Annotated in this window: 13 protein-coding genes; 9 read left to right on the top strand and 4 right to left on the bottom strand. The window is 72.1% G+C overall.

The window, feature by feature from the left end; translation table 11 throughout:
* Positions 1 to 251: 251 nt before the first annotated feature.
* On the bottom strand, positions 252 to 956 hold the full coding sequence (locus ACWED2_RS17715) for a Crp/Fnr family transcriptional regulator (protein WP_449691548.1): 705 nt from the start codon (positions 954 to 956) through the stop codon (positions 252 to 254).
* Positions 957 to 1030: 74 nt separating this feature from the next.
* On the opposite strand from ACWED2_RS17715, the gene rnhA reads away from it, so the two are divergent.
* The 4 genes from rnhA (at position 1031) to ACWED2_RS17695 (ending at position 6386) form a co-directional block, all read left to right on the top strand.
* Positions 1031 to 1492 carry a ribonuclease HI gene (gene rnhA, locus ACWED2_RS17710; RefSeq protein WP_360180212.1) on the top strand — a complete coding sequence of 154 codons (462 nt, stop codon included), beginning with the start codon at positions 1031 to 1033 and terminating at the stop codon, positions 1490 to 1492.
* Between the two features lie 62 nt (positions 1493 to 1554).
* The gene (locus ACWED2_RS17705) at positions 1555 to 1935 is read left to right on the top strand and encodes a YchJ family protein (RefSeq protein ID WP_449691547.1); all 381 of its coding nucleotides are present in this window, start codon (positions 1555 to 1557) and stop codon (positions 1933 to 1935) included.
* A 31-nt stretch (positions 1936 to 1966) separates the two neighbouring features.
* On the top strand, positions 1967 to 3199 hold the full coding sequence (locus ACWED2_RS17700; RefSeq protein ID WP_449691546.1) for a hypothetical protein: 1233 nt from the start codon (positions 1967 to 1969) through the stop codon (positions 3197 to 3199).
* Between the two features lie 115 nt (positions 3200 to 3314).
* A complete protein-coding gene (locus tag ACWED2_RS17695; RefSeq protein ID WP_449691545.1) occupies positions 3315 to 6386 on the top strand; it encodes a glycosyl hydrolase 2 galactose-binding domain-containing protein in 3072 nt (1023 codons plus the stop codon).
* A gap of 34 nt (positions 6387 to 6420) precedes the next feature.
* Here ACWED2_RS17695 and ACWED2_RS17690 read toward each other — a convergent pair whose 3' ends face one another.
* Entirely contained in the window at positions 6421 to 7806 is a 1386-nt protein-coding gene (locus ACWED2_RS17690) for a carboxylesterase/lipase family protein (RefSeq protein WP_449691544.1), read from the bottom strand.
* Positions 7807 to 7928: 122 nt separating this feature from the next.
* Between ACWED2_RS17690 and ACWED2_RS17685 the strand changes: the two genes are divergently transcribed.
* Positions 7929 to 9812 (top strand): Na+/H+ antiporter, encoded by a 1884-nt coding sequence (locus ACWED2_RS17685; protein WP_449691543.1) that lies wholly within the window; start codon positions 7929 to 7931, stop codon positions 9810 to 9812.
* A gap of 64 nt (positions 9813 to 9876) precedes the next feature.
* Positions 9877 to 10563 (top strand): histidine phosphatase family protein, encoded by a 687-nt coding sequence (locus ACWED2_RS17680; RefSeq protein ID WP_449691542.1) that lies wholly within the window; start codon positions 9877 to 9879, stop codon positions 10561 to 10563.
* Here the strand turns inward: ACWED2_RS17680 and ACWED2_RS17675 are convergent.
* Both ACWED2_RS17675 and ACWED2_RS17670 read right to left on the bottom strand, forming a co-directional pair.
* Positions 10547 to 11290 (bottom strand): ABC transporter permease, encoded by a 744-nt coding sequence (locus ACWED2_RS17675; RefSeq protein ID WP_449691541.1) that lies wholly within the window; start codon positions 11288 to 11290, stop codon positions 10547 to 10549. The genes ACWED2_RS17680 and ACWED2_RS17675 overlap by 17 nt on opposite strands.
* Positions 11291 to 11307: 17 nt before the next feature.
* Positions 11308 to 11778: an MmpS family transport accessory protein gene (locus ACWED2_RS17670; RefSeq protein WP_449691540.1), complete on the bottom strand. Its 471-nt coding sequence runs from the start codon at positions 11776 to 11778 to the stop codon at positions 11308 to 11310.
* A gap of 166 nt (positions 11779 to 11944) precedes the next feature.
* On the opposite strand from ACWED2_RS17670, the gene ACWED2_RS17665 reads away from it, so the two are divergent.
* The 3 genes from ACWED2_RS17665 to ACWED2_RS17655 all read left to right on the top strand — a co-directional run bounded on the left by ACWED2_RS17665 (position 11945) and on the right by ACWED2_RS17655 (position 14887).
* Positions 11945 to 12757 carry a helix-turn-helix domain-containing protein gene (locus ACWED2_RS17665; protein ID WP_449691539.1) on the top strand — a complete coding sequence of 271 codons (813 nt, stop codon included), beginning with the start codon at positions 11945 to 11947 and terminating at the stop codon, positions 12755 to 12757.
* Between the two features lie 105 nt (positions 12758 to 12862).
* Positions 12863 to 13840, top strand: a complete 978-nt coding sequence (locus ACWED2_RS17660; protein WP_449691538.1) for a LacI family DNA-binding transcriptional regulator — start codon at positions 12863 to 12865, stop codon at positions 13838 to 13840.
* Positions 13841 to 14305: 465 nt separating this feature from the next.
* Positions 14306 to 14887 (top strand): DNA-binding protein, encoded by a 582-nt coding sequence (locus tag ACWED2_RS17655; RefSeq protein ID WP_449691537.1) that lies wholly within the window; start codon positions 14306 to 14308, stop codon positions 14885 to 14887.
* Positions 14888 to 14935 lie beyond the last annotated feature (48 nt).

The following is a 14935-nucleotide window of genomic DNA, read 5'->3' as shown; positions in this document are numbered from 1 at the left end:
AGCGGCGCGGAGCCGTGCAACGCCGGAGCTGCCGGTTCCGCCGCACTTCCGGCGGCCACCGCGAAACCCGCGACGGCGCCGACCAAGAACGCGGCGAAGACCGATTTCACCAGGGTCAGAATTCTGCAGTAGACGTTCACGGCACGGGCTCCCCGACCTCGCTCGAAATGAAATCCGGCCGGGTGGCATCGCATTCTTTTCCGGCCGGATTCCAGGATCACCGGTCGGCGCCGTCCGTCAGAGGCCTCGTGTCACGGCTCTTGTGTGCCGTTTGGCTCAGAGCGGGCGAAGGCGCGCAGGACGCGCAGTTCGCGGATGAGGAAGCGGCGACGGCCGGTCTCGACGATCCCGCGCTCCCGCAGCACGCGCAGTGCCCGTGCGACGGTACGCCGGGCCGCGCCGATCTGCGTGGCGATGTCCTCCTGCGACAGCGCGTCGACGACGACCCCCTCCGGCACGCTCCGGCCGCGCTCCTCGGCCAGCCGGACCAGAACCGCCGCGACCCGGCGGCTGACGTCGAAGGCGGCCGCGTCGAGCCGCGCGGACTCGGCGTTGCGGAGCCGGGCCGCGACCGTCTTGATCGTCGCGACGGCGATCGCGGGCCGGGCGTGCAGGACCTCGACGAACTGCGCGCCGGTCAGCTGGACGGCCGTGCAGGGCTCGATCGCGCGCACCGACGCCGACCGCGGCCGCCCGGTGACCGCGGCGAGGTCGCCCAGCACCTCACCCGGGCCGCGCAGGCCGAAGAGCAGCTCCCGGCCGTCCTCGACGATCGCGGAGACGCGCACCCAGCCGGAGACCAGCACGTGCACGTGGTCGGACGGGTCGCCCTCCATCAGCACGTAGGCGTTCGCCCGGAACCGGCGGCGCGTGCCGCGGGCGAGCAGGTACTCGCGGTCCGCGTCGGCGAGGTACGCCAAGAGCGCACCCTCCGCGTTGTCGTCGTGCCCGCCCATGGTTCCCCTCCGGAGGTTCACCGTAACCCGGCGTGGCAGCGTTCGGCGAGGGGCGCGACCGGTAGGGTCGCCGCGTGGACGTGGAGATCTACACCGACGGCGCGTGCAGCGGGAACCCGGGACCGGGCGGCTGGGGCGCGGTGCTGCGCTACGGCAGGCACGAGCGCGAGCTGTACGGCGGCGAGGCCACGCCGACGACGAACAACCGGATGGAGCTGACGGCGCCGATCCGCGCCCTGGAGAGCCTGACCCGGCCGTCGCAGGTGCGGGTGTACACGGACAGCACGTACGTGCGCAACGGCATCACGCAGTGGCTGCCCCGCTGGAAGAGCAACGGCTGGCAGACGGCGGCGCGCGCCCCGGTGAAGAACGCCGACCTGTGGCAGCGCCTCGACGCGGCGATCGGCGGGCACACGGTCGAATGGCTGTGGGTGAAGGGCCACGCGGGCCACCCGGAGAACGAGCGAGCCGACCGGCTCGCGGTGCGGGGTGCGCAGGAGGCGCGGGAGAGCGGGAAACCGGTCAACGCGGATTAGGCGGAACAGTCCGGAGTGGATGGTCGCCCGGGCACCGGGACCGGCCGTGGCAGAATTCCCCGATGCCTCCCGCCTCCTGCCCGTGCGGCCTCGCCGAGTCCTACGCCGCCTGCTGCGGCCGGTTCCACGGCGGCGGGCTCACCGCTCCCACCGCCGAACTGCTGATGCGGTCGCGGTTCAGCGCCTTCGCCGTCGGCGACACCGGCTACCTGCTGCGCACCTGGCACCCGGACACCCGGCCGCGGCAGCTGCGGCTCGATCCCGGCCAGGAGTGGACGCGACTGGAGATCCTCGGCCGCACCGGGGGCGGGCTGCTGCACAACGAAGGCACGGTCGAGTTCCGGGCGCACTACCGCCACCGGGGCCGGGACGGCTTCCTCGAAGAGAACAGCCGCTTCCGGCGTGAGGACGGCCACTGGGTCTATCTCGACGCCGAGGCCTGAACCCGCCCGTGTCGTGCTAAACAAGGCGGCGATGGGAAAACTGACGCGCCGCGCCCGGGCCAAGGCGGACTACCTCGGCTTCATCGGCGCCCGGGAGTGGCCGCTCGCCGCGTCCGGGGCGGGCGTTGCGCTCGGCGTCGTCACCATCCTCCCGAGCGCCGTCGGCGTCGTGCTCTCCGTCGTCGCGCTCGCGCTGGGCGTCGCCACCTTCACCCGGGACCTGCGGCTGCTGCGCCGCCGGTGGGCCGGGTTCGAGTTCACCACCATCGCCGCCCCCTTCCCCACCGCGGAACTGCCGCCGCCGCCCGCCTACCCGGAGGCGGCCTACCTCGCCGTGCCCGCCCGCGGGACGGCGCTGGTCAGCGCCGCCATCGACCGGGACCTGTGGCAGGAACGGCACACCATCGACGTCGCCGAGGAGCGTTACCGGCTGCCGCCGTCGCTCAAGGCCACCGCACCGCACGTGCTGCCGCTGCGGGCGCGCGGGCGGCTGCTGTTCAACGGCCCGATCGTCGGCATGCGCGGCGATCCGCTGCCCGCCGCCGGTGCGCGGCCCGCGCCGATCCGGCTGCACCGGGCGCGGTTCTTCGACGCCGTCTGCTCGAACGAACTCGCCGCGCTCCGCATCACCCGCACCGAAACCGGTGAAGAGTACGACCTGCGCAAGGCCGAGCTCACCGACTCCGCCGGCGCCCTCCGGGAGCTGGGCAGCAGCACCTTGGCCGACCTCGTCGGCGTCTCGACGGTCGCGTTCACCACCGACGGCAAGCTGGTCACCGTGCGGCAGTCGCCGCTCAACTCGGTCAGCGGACTGCTGCTCGCGCCCTCGGGCAGCGGCTCGCTCGAACCCCGTGACCTGCGCACGCCCGACGGCGGCCCGCGCCGGTTCCTGCACACCGCGGTCCGCGCCGGGATGGAACGCGAACTGTGCGAGGAGAGCGGCCTCACCCCCGAAGACGTCCGCGAGACGAAGGTGGTCGGCTTCGCGCGCTGGATGGAGCGCGGCGCCAAGCCGGAGTTCTTCGGGCTGACCGCCCTGTCGGTCGACAGCGCCGAGGTCGCCCGGCGCCGCCCGGTCAGCGGCGAACGGCTCTACAGCGCCGGCCTGACCCTGTTCGACGTCGATCTCCCCGCCGTCGGCGCCGCGCTGGCCGGCGGTGTCCCGCTCAGCGAAGCACTTCCTCAGCGGCTCTGGGAAGACGGTTCCCTGCCGCTCCTGCTGGCCCTGCGCGCCGCCGCGGCGTGGCAGGCCGCCCGGGTCTGACGAAACGGCCCTGTTCCCGACGTGACCGGGCCGCTACGATCGTCACAATTGTTAGGAAAGTTCCCTAACGATGGTCCGCTGTCCCCCGCCGCCGTGGTGCCTAGGAGGCGCGCTAGTGAGCTATCGGCAGAGAAGAACCCGGACTCTCCTCGCGGCGGCCGTGCTGGCCGTCGCGGCGACCGGGGCGACCGTCCCGGCCGCGACCGGGCAGGAACCGGTCGAGGCGGTCGTCGCGGCCGCGGCACCGGCGACCGCGGTCCCCGGCTTCCTCATCCAGACGTCCGCACAGGTCGGCGACGACTCCGCGGTGTCCAAGCCCGGCTACAACACCTCCGGCTGGTACCCGGTCGGCCCGCGCTCGACCGTCTACGCCGGCCTGCTCGCCAACGGCAAGTACGCCGACCCGTTCTACTCGACGAACATGAAGAACGTGCCCACCGCGGACTTCCAGGTCCCCTGGTGGTACCGCACCGACCTGACCATCGCCGACACCACCCAGCGCACCTACCTCGACTTCAGCGGCGTGCTGTCGAAGGCCGACGTCTGGGTCAACGGCACGCGCGTGGCCGACAAGACGCAGGTCACCGGCGCCTACACCCGCCACGACCTGGACATCACGTCCCTGGTGAAGGCGGGCACGAACAGCGTCGCGTTCAAGGTCTACCCGAACGACCCGAACAAGGACCTGTCGATGGGCTGGATCGACTGGGCGCAGACCCCGCCGGACCAGAACATGGGCATCGTGCGGGACGTGCTGGTCCGGCGCAGCGGCCCGGTGGCGCTGCGCGGCGGCCACGTCGTCACGAAGCTGACGGGGACGAGCCACGCCGATCTGACGGTGAAGGCCGACGTCCGCAACGACTCCGCGGCGGCCGTCTCGGCGACGGTGTCCGGCACGGTGGCGGGCAAGGCCATCAGCCAATCGGTTTCGCTGGCGGCCAAGGAGAAGAAAACGGTCACGTTCCCGGTGATCGGGATCGACAACCCGCAGGTCTGGTGGCCGGCCGGGATGGGCGGCCAGCCGCTCTACGACCTCGACCTGACCGCGAGCGTCGGCGGCACGGCGTCGGACTCCTCGCACTCCAGCTTCGGCGTGCGCACGGTGACGGCGAACAAGAACGCCAGCGGCGGCCGGTCCTACACGATCAACGGGCGCCCGCTGCTGATCAAGGGCGGCGGCTACTCGCCGGACCTGTTCCTGCGCTGGAACGCCCAGTACGCGGCCGACAAGCTCGCCTACGTCAAGGACCTCGGGCTCAACACCGTGCGCCTGGAGGGGCACATCGAGCCGGACGAGTTCTTCGACCTCGCCGACCGGATGGGCGTGCTGACGCTGCCCGGCTGGGAGTGCTGTGACAAGTGGGAGGGCCAGGTCAACGGCGACGAGAAGGGTGATCCCTGGACCGCCGCGGACTACCCGGTCGCCAAGGCGTCGATGACCGCGGAGGCCGAGCGGCTGCGCGACCACCCGAGCGTGATCTCCTTCCTCATCGGCAGCGACTTCGCCCCCGACGCGACGATCGAGAAGAACTACCTCGACGCGCTGTCCGCCGCGGACTGGGCGACGCCGGTGGTCCCGGCCGCGTCGGCGAAGTCGTCGCCGCAGCTGGGGTCGTCCGGGATGAAGATGAACGGCCCGTACGACTACGTCCCGCCGAACTACTGGTACGACAAGGCGCACAACGACCTCGGCGGCGCGTGGAGCTTCAACTCCGAGACCAGCGCCGGGCCGGACATCCCGACGATGGACACGCTCAAGCGGATGATGTCGTCCAGTGAGCTCGACACGATGTGGAAGAGCCCGCAAACCGCGCAGTACCACCGGTCCTCGTCCTCGACGTTCGCCAACCTGATGCTCTTCGGCAACGCGCTGACCAGCCGGTACGGCAAGCCGTCGAGCCTAGACGACTTCGTCCGCAAGGCGCAGCTGGCGCAGTACGAGAACGTCCGCGCCGAGTTCGAGTCGCACTCGCGCAACTTCAGCGACGGCTCGAACCCGGCCACCGGGATCATCTACTGGATGCTCAACAGCGGCTGGACGTCGCTGCACTGGCAGCTGTTCGACGCCTACCTCGACCAGAACGGCTCGTACTTCGGGGCCAAGAAGGCGAACGAGCCGCTGCACATCCAGTACTCCTACGACACCAAGTCGGTCGTCGTGGTCAACCACGATCACGACGCGGTGTCCGGTCTGACCGCTCGCGTGCAGCTGTTCAACCTGGACGGCACAGCGAAGTTCGACCAGTCCAAGGCCGTGTCCGTGGGCGGTGACGGCGCCAAGACGACGGCGCTGACCATCGGTTCGGTGAGCGGGCTGTCGACGACGTACCTGGCGAAGCTGGTGCTCACGGACGCGTCGGGCAAGGAGGTCAGCCGGAACGTGTACTGGCTGTCCACCAAGGCCGACACCCTCGACTGGGGCAACAGCGACTGGTACTACACCCCGCAGTCGGCGTACGCGGACCTGTCCGGGCTGACCGGCCTGGCCCAGGTGACGCTCGGGTCGTCGGCGACCTCGACGACGAACGGCGACGGCACCACGACGACCAAGGTGACGCTGAAGAACACCTCGACCGGCAAGATCCCGGCGTTCTTCGTCGACGCGCACGTGGTCGGCGCGGCGGGCGCACCGGTGCTCCCGGTGCGGTGGACCGACAACCAGGTCAGCCTCTGGCCGGGCGAGTCGACGACGCTGACGGCGACGTACCGGACCGCGGACCTCCGCGGAGCCGCGCCCTCGGTGCGGGTCGCGGGCTGGAACACCGGGACGAAGACGATCCCGGCGGACGGCTCGGTCGACCCGGGCACCCCGGCCGACCACCAGGCCGAGGACGCGTCGATCACCAACGGGGTCGTGGAGTCGAACCACACCGGCTTCACCGGCAGCGGGTTCGTCAACTACGACAACGCGGTCGGCAGCGCGGTGGAGTTCAGCGTCGACGCGGCCGCGGCGGGGCCGGCGAACGTGGTCCTGCGGTTCGCCAACGGCACCACGACGAACCGGCCGATGGACATCACGGTCAACGGCACGAAAGTGGCGGCGGCCGTGGCGTTCGGCGGCACGGGCAACTGGGACACGTGGCAGACCGTCACGGTCCCGGTCACCCTGACCGCCGGGACGAACAAGATCAAGACGACCGCGACGACCGCCAACGGCGGCCCGAACCTCGACAAGATCACCGTGTAGGTCCGAGCCGGGGCGGTCTGACGGCCGCCCCGGCTCAGTCCCAGAGGAGGCGCTGCTCGCGGTCCGGGTCCGACACCGTGGTGCTCACGTCGTCGAAGAGGCGGGTGACCCGGTCCGCGGTCGTGTAGCGCGGCCAGCCCGGGTCGCCGGTCGCGACGAAGCGGACCCACGCGTCGAACATCTCCGTCGCCACCGCCTGCATCCGCTCGGCCGGGAACGTCCGCCCGGCGAAGAGGAACCGCCAGTTCTTGTTCCGGATGTCGTCGAACATCAGCGGCAGGTCGAGCCCGTGCACCGCGCCCAGGCCACGGCCGCGCGGGGCGATCCGCCAGTCCAGGCGGTACATCCAGGCGTCCGGCTGCCGCTCGGCGAACCGGATCGCCGGGATCCACCAGTCCCCCGCCGTCAGCACGCGGTTGCGGAGCTGGTCCTCCGGCCGGCCGAACAGGTCGTCATACGCCGCGACGGCCTTCTCGACCTTCTCGGGGGTCAGCATCGTGGAGCCGACGCCCAGCAGCTTCGCGCCACCCGATTGCAGCCAGCTGAACAGGTCTTCCTCGTCGGCCGTCGTCCCGATGAGCAGCGGGACTTCGCGGACGCCGTCCAGAGGCCGCCGGGGCAGCAGCTCGTCGCCGACGACCACCCGGTAGGTCACCTTGGTGCCCGAACCCGCCGAAACGCGTTGCTGCGCCTCGAGGATCCGCGTCACCGGCAGCCGTGCCAGGTCATCCGGCGACGCGTCCAGCTCCGCGAGGACCGCTTCGGCCACGGCCGCACCCTCGGCCGGGGTGTGCACGACCGAGCCGACGCCGGTGCCGCTCTGCACGATCGCCTGGTGGACCAGGCCACGGGTGGCGGGCACGGCCAGCAGCGTCCCCACCGTGCGGCCGCCGTTGGACTGCCCGGCGAGGGTGACGCGGCCGGGGTCGCCCCCGAAGGCGCCGATGTCGTCCCGCACCCACTCCAGCGCCGCGACCTGGTCGCGCAGGGACAAGTTGGAGTCGGCGACACCGGGCAGGTGCAGCATCCCGAGCACGCCGAGCCGGTAGGCGATCGTCACGACGACGACCCCTCGCCGCGCGTACGCGGACGCGTCGAACTGGTGCGGCGCGCCCATCACACCGCCCCCGCCGTGGATCCACACCAGCACCGGGTACGAGCCGGGCGCGGCGGGCGCGTAGACGTTCAGGTACAGACAGTCCTCGTCGCCGGTGAAGCCCCGCCCGGTCAGTTCGGGCTGCGGCGCCCGGGGCGCCCACTTCGTCGCGTCGCGTTCGCCGGCCCAGGGCGACGCGGGCCGGGGTGCCCGGAACCGCAGCTCCCCCACCGGCGGTTCGGCGTACGGCACGCCGAGGAACGTCCGGACCCCGTCCCGTTCGGACCCGCGCAGGGCGCCTGCCGTGATCTCCACCGTCGTCACGCCGCCAGCCTATGGACGACACGGCGTCCGGCACAGCGCAGGCCGTGTCGTCCACCGGAGTACGCGTGTCGTCCGGCCCGGCCAGGTGACACCCGCCGCGGCGGGCGGGTAATGATTACCCCGTGCACATAGCGGCAGAGATAGTGGCGCTGGTCGTGACCGTCCTCGTCGTCAGCGCGGTGGCGCGGCGGCTGGACTGGTCGGCCCCGCTGTGCCTGATCGTCGTCGGCGTCGCCGGCTCGTACGTCCCCGGCGTGCCCGAGGTCCACCTCGACCCCGAAGTCGTGCTGCTCGGCCTGCTGCCGCCGCTGCTGTACTCGGCGGCCATCCAGACGTCGCTGGTCGACTTCCGGAAGAACCGCGGGGCGATCGGGCTGATGTCGGTCGGGCTCGTCGTGTTCACCGCGCTCGGCGTCGGCGTGGTCGCCTGGGCGGTGATCCCCGGGCTCCCGCTGGCCGGCGGCATCGCGCTCGGCGCCGTCGTCGCGCCGCCGGACGCGGTCGCCGCCAGTGTCGTCGCCCGGCGGGTCGGGATGCCCCGCAAACTCATCCGGCTGCTCGAAGGCGAAAGCCTGTTCAACGACGCCGCCGCGCTGGTCGCCCTCCGCACGGCCATCGCCGCGCTGGCCGGCTCGGTCAGCCTCTGGCAGGTCGGCGCGGACTTCTTCCGCGCGGCCATCGGCGGGGCCGTGGTCGGTCTGGTCGTGGGGTTCGTGGCCGCGTTCATCCGGGCCCGGCTGAACGAGCCGGTGCTCGACACCGCGCTGTCGTTCGCCGTGCCGTTCATCGCCTACATCCCGGCCGAAGCGATCCACGGCTCCGGCGTGCTCGCGGTCGTCATCGCCGGGCTCATCCTCGGGCACAAGGCACCGCAGATCCTGTCCGGTTCGACGCGGCTGGCGTCCCGGCTGAACTGGCAGACCATCCAGTTCCTGCTGGAGAACATGGTCTTCCTGCTGATCGGCCTGCAGCTGCGGCGGATCCTCGCCGAGGTCGGCGAGAGCGGGCTGTCGCTGGCCATGCTCACCTGGATCTGCGTCGCCGTGCTCGCCGCGACCATCCTCACCCGGGTGGCGTGGATGGCCGGGATCGGCATCGTGAAGCGGGTGAAGCGGCGGCTGCTGCCGAAGAAGAACCAGCCGAAGGTCTGGCCGTGGCGCTACTCCGCGGTCATCGCGTGGGCCGGCATGCGCGGGGTGGTGACGCTCGCGGCCGCGTTCGTGCTGCCCGCCGACACCCCGCAGCGGGCCGTGCTGGTGCTCGCCGCGTTCGTCGTCGTGGCCGGCACCCTGGCCGTGCAGGGCATGACGCTGCCCCCGCTGATCCGGAAGCTGCGCCTGCCCCGGCCGGACCCCGCCGAGGACGCGCTGCAGGAGGCGGCCGTGCTCCACGACATGACCCGGGCGGCGCTGGCCAAGCTGGAGGAGATCCGGCAGCCCGACGACCCGCCGGAGATCATCCAGCGCCTGCGCGACCGCCTGCAGCACCGCGCCGACTCGGCGTGGGAGCAGCTCGGCCGGCAGAGCGCGCTGGCCGAGACGCCGAGCGACGCCTACCGGCGGCTGCGGCTGGAGCTCCTGGAGGTCGAGCGCGACCAGTTCCTCAAGGCCCGCGACAGCGGCAGCGCCGACGACGACGTCCTGCGCAAGGTCCTGGAGCGGCTCGACATCGAGGAGTCCATGCTCGACCGCGACGAGGCCGAGCCCGACACCGAGGGCCGCGAGCTGCGCACCCCGGCCGCGACGGCGGGCTCGTGCAAGCACCTGGCCCACGAGTGGGTGGACAAGGACCCCAGCTCGGCCGACAGCTGCGCCGCCTGCGTCGCCGAGGGCACCACGTGGGTGCACCTGCGGATGTGCCTGAAGTGCGGCAACGTCGCCTGCTGCGACTCCTCGCCGCGCCGCCACGCGACCCAGCACTTCCACGAATCCCGCCATCCGGTCATGCGCAGCTTCGAGCCGGGCGAGACGTGGCGATGGTGCTTCGTGGACAAGCAGCTGGGCTGATCTCCACCTTCCTCCCCGCCACCACCCTCAACGGAGGCGCTTCGCGCCGCTGTACCGTCGAAGCATGAGCACCCCGGAGCAGGAGATCGAGTACCGCCAGCACCGCTTCAGCCCACCCCCGGGCTCGACGGAGATCTTCCTGGTCCGGCACGGCGAGTCCGCTCCGGCGCGCGGCGACGCCCCCTTCGACCTCGTCGACGGCCAGGCCGACCCGGACCTCGCCCCGGAAGGCCGCGACCACGCCCAGCGCGTCGGCGTCCGGCTCGCCGGGGAGCGGATCGACGCGATCTACGTGACGACGCTGCGCCGCACGGTGCAGACGGCCGCGCCGCTGGCGGAGAAGCTGGGGCTCACGCCGGTCGTCGAGCCGGACCTGCGCGAGATCCACCTGGGAGACTGGGAGAACGGCCTGTTCCGGAAGTACACCACCGACGGTCACCCGATCGTCGACCGGCTGTGGACCGAGCAGCGCTGGGACGTGATCCCGGGCGCGGAGTCCGACGAGCGGTTCGGCGCCCGGCTGCGCGGCGCGCTGACCCGCATCGCGGCCGCGCACCCGGACCGGCGCGTCGCGGTGTTCACCCACGGCGGTGTGATCGGCGAGGTGTTCGCCCAGGCCGGCCGCGCGGTCGAGCGGTTCGCCTTCCTCGGCGCCGACAACGGGTCGATCTCGCACCTGGTGCTGCACGGCGACAACTGGATCGTGCGGCGCTTCAACGACACCGCCCACTTGGCTACTCCGCTCGGCTGAGCTTCCCGGCCGCGACCAGCTGCACGGTCACCAGGATCGAGCAGGCCTGCGCGGCCAGCAGCCCGATCAGCACGAGCACCTGCGTCGTCCCGGCCTGGAGCGGCCCCGCGCCGCCGAGCAGGACGCCGACGTAGGCACCGGGGAGCGTCACCAAGCCGACCGTGCGGGTCTGGTCGAGCGCGGGGATGAGCGCGTGCCCGGCGCTCGGGCGGCAGATCTCCAGCGCGGCCGGGCGCGGCAGGAAGCCGAGGGCCAGTGCGGCTTCGTACTCGCCGTGCCGGGCCTTCAGCTCGTCGAGGGCGCGCCGGGCGGCCTGCGACGTCGCGGTCATCGCGCCGCCGATCACGATGCCGGCGATCGGCACGACCGCGATCGGCTTCGGCGGGACGACCCCGGCGCCGAGGACCAGGGCGAGCACGGGCACGACGCCGGCGGCGATGGCCAGCGCCGTCCACGGGAGGTTCCGGCGCGTGCCGACGCGCCGCGCCGACGTCACCGCGGCGATCCCGAACATCACCAGCACGAACAGGCCGGTCAGCGGCGCCGAGCGCAGGACGGCGGTGATCACCAGCGACACGGCGGCGAGCTGGGTGACCGCCCGGGCGGCGGCGATCAGCACCGCGCGTCCCTCGCCGAGACCACCGGCTTTCACGACGGCCGCACCGGCGAAGGCCAGCAGGGCGAGGACGGCCACCAGGGCGGGCCCGAAGGTGATCGCGGCGTTCACGCCGCCGATCCTGCCGCTCAGACGGCGCAGCTGAAGAGGCGCCCCGGCTCGGTCTCGGTCTTTTCGGCGACGACGGCGCCGTCGACGACGATCCGGCACCGCAACGCGCCGGGGCCGGGGTTGCGGGCGGCGATGCTGTAGAACTCGGTGCGCACGACGGGTCCGACCCGGGTGAACTGCGTGGACCACGGCGTCGCGACCTCGGCCTGCTGGGTCAGCGTCGAGCCCGCGGCGGCGTAGGTGACGTTGCGGGCGCCGTGCGCGCCGAGCAGCTCGTAGACGACGCTGTGGTTGACGGTGCGGACCGCGGCCGGGGCGACCGGCGCGGATTCTTCCTTGGCCGCGGGTCCGCGGGCGGACCGGGGCACGACGTGGGCGGTCACCGCGAAGGCCGCGGCGAGCACACCGAGGACGACGACGAAGCTGCCGGCCGACCGAGCCCGCCCGGCGCGGTCGCGCCGGTGCCGGGTCGCGGTGGGAACGCCCATGGAGAGGTCTTCTCTCGTCCCGCGCACTTCCGTCGAGTGCGTCGACCTCTATCTCGCCGTGACCTGACGGGGCGTTAGCAGCTCCTCGCGGAAAGTTCGATGTTCACCCGGACGGGTGGCTGCCTCGGCGCCGGTTTTTGTCGGACCCGAGGGGGATGATCGGGGTGTGTACGAGGAGGTGGCGGCGCCGGCGGTGGTGCGGGGCGTCGCGAGATGCGTGTGGCGATCGGCTTCGGAGGGCCCGAAGCGGATCGTCCCGGACGGCTGCGTGGACTTGGTGGTGGGTGACGGCTCGGCGTTCGTGGCGGGGCCGGACACGGCGGCGTGGTCTTCGGAGGCGGAGGGGGTGTTGACCGGGGTCAGGTTCGTGCCGGGCCGGGCGGCGGCGGTACTGGGCGTGGCGGCGGACGAGCTGCGGGACCGGCGGGTGCCGTTGGCCGAGCTGTGGGGGCGGCCGGTGGCGGAGCGGTTGGTGGAGGGGGTGTTGTCGCCGGTTTCCGCGGTGGCCGAGCGGGTGGCGGACCTGGCGCCACCGGATTTCGCGGTGACGGAGTTGATCGCGCGGCTGGATGCGGGGGTGGCGCGGGTCGGCGACGCGGCCCGAACCATGTTCACCCGGCCGGTTTCCGCCGCGCCGAGGGGCACCGGCGCCGTTGCCGATCCGGCGGATCTCGTGGCGGAGCGGGCCGGGGCTCCGAGTTTGTCCGGCGCGGTGAGCGAGCGGCGGCTGCGGCGGCGGTTCGTCCAAGCCGTCGGGTACGGGCCGGCCACCTACCTCCGGGTCAGCCGGTTCCAGCGGGCCGTCGCGCTGGCTCCGTTCGCCCCCACCCTGGCCGCGCTGGCCGCCGCCGCGGGGTATGCCGATCAAGCTCACCTCAGCCGCGAGTGCCGGGCGCTGACCGGCCTCACGCCGCGCCGCCACTTCGGTGCACTCTCCACTGTGGACGTTGCCGTGCGTGATCGACTCCGTTCGGCGTAACCCCTACGGTCAACCGGAAGTGGCTGTTCACCCAAAAAGGTAAGCGGACGGTAAACGACTACCAAGAGCGCTATTCTCCCCTCGACGAGTGATCAGGGAGGGCGTGTGGCCACCATCAGCGACGTCGCGGCAAGAGCCGGCGTCTCCACGGCGACCGTGTCGCGCGCGCTCAACGGAAAGTCCACTGTGGACCCCACCCTCGCCGCGCGGGTCCAGGAGGCGGCCGCCGAGCTCGGGTATCACCCGAACGGGTTGGCCAGGAACCTCCGCCGTCAGGAGACGGCGGTGCTCGCGCTGATCATCTCCGACGTCGAGAACCCGTTCTTCACCGCCATCGCGCGGGGCGTCGAGGACCTCGCGCAGCGGTCCGGGTATTCGGTGGTCCTCTGCAACTCCGACGAAAACGAGGACAAGGAGCGGCGCTACATCGAGGTCGCGCTGCAGGAGCGCGTCGCCGGCGTGGTGCTGTCGCCCACCGGCCGGTCGACGAACGTCGAGGGCCTTCGCCGCCAGGGCACGCCGCTGGTGGCGGTGGACCGGCCGTTGCAGGCGGCGGAGGGCGACCAGGTGCTGGTCGACACCCGCCACGCGGCCGCCGAAGCCACCCGCCACCTGCTCGACGGCGGCTACCGGCGCGTCGGCTGCCTGACCGGGCCCTCGGGCGTCCGCACGGCCGAAGACCGTCTGGCGGGGTACGCCGATGTCGTCGGCGATGAGAACGTCCTGTTCCGCCGGGCGGAATACCGCGCCGAGGGCGCCCGGCTGGCGGCGCTGGAACTCCTCGACGAGCCGTCGCCGCCGGACGCGCTCTTGGTCGCGAACAGCACGATGGCGATCGGGGTACTGGAGGCCCTCGCGGCCCGCGACCTGCGCCCGGGCAGCGACGTGGGCATCGTGTCGTTCGACGACGCACCGTGGACGACGCTGATCGACCCACCCCTGACGGTGGTCGCCCAGCCGGCGTACGAGGTCGGCCGCGTGGCGGCCCAGCTCCTGCTCGCCCGCATTTCCGACAGCAGCCGCGACGCAACCACGACGACGCTCGAAGCCCGGCTCATCGTCCGGAAGAGCTCCCGCCGCTGACACGAGCAGGACAGGGCGTCCGCCCGCCAGGGCAGGCCGGCGTGCCGGGACGGTCGGCCCACTCACCCAGAGAGTCGACCCACGCACCCGAAGGGTCGGCTGGCGTACCCAGAGAGTCGGGTCGCCGAGCTGGGGCCGACGACGTGCCTGGGGGCCGGCTCGTGCCGGGCCCCCAGGCACGCCCCACCCCCTGTGTCCCCCATCACCGGCGCCGGAACGCCGGGTCCTGTGGCCACGGAGCGGAAATCGTTTACTCTTCCGGAACGTAGGTCCGCGCGCACGCAGTGTCAAGCCGGAGCAGGGCTGGACAACCGCGGCCGTTCCAGGGAAACTGTCGAGAAGTTGCCTACTCAACGTGTTGGATGATGTGCCCTAAGTGTCGATCTGTGGTGAATTCACCCACAGACAGGGCAAGAAAGCGCACGAACCCGCACATCCGCGCTGTTTCGGGTTAACCTGAGCCACATGTCTGTAGCGCTGGAGAACATCCTCGCCAAGGCGGGCCTGAAGGTCGACGCGAATGAGTTCCTCACTCTCGTCGAAGACGCCGCACGCAGACTGTCGCCACCGAATCCGGATCCCTCGCACTACTTCTCGGCCGACCAGCGCGCCGCGCTCACCGACGTCGGCCTGGATCTCTCCCCGCGGCGCGAAGACGAACCCGACTTCCGGGCGCGCACCGTCGCCGCCCACGCCGTGCTCGCCGAAGGCGCCCTCAGCGTCAACGAAGCCGCCAAGACCCTCGGGGTCGACGACAGCCGGATCCGGCATCGCCTGAAGGAAGGGCGGCTGACCGGCTGGAAGGACGGCGGGTGGCGGCTCCCCGCGTGGCAGTTCGCCGGCTCGGGCGTGCTGCCCGGCCTCGAAGTCGTGCTCAAGGCGCTGCCCGAGGACCAGCCCGCGCTCGTCGTCGCCGCCTTCATGAGCACCCCGCAGGCCGATCTCGTCATCAACGACCAGGCCGCGACGCCACGCCAATGGCTCCTCTCCGGTGGTGACCCGGACCACGTCGCCCGCCTCATCGCCACGCTCGGCACTCCGCTCTAGGCTGGACCCTCCCGAGCAAGATCACCGACAAGGACGGACCACCCCCTA

The sequence above is a fragment of the Amycolatopsis sp. NPDC005003 genome, assembly GCF_053600695.1.
Note: the sequence above shows the minus strand (reverse complement) of the source record. Positions and strands in the feature narration are given on the sequence as shown.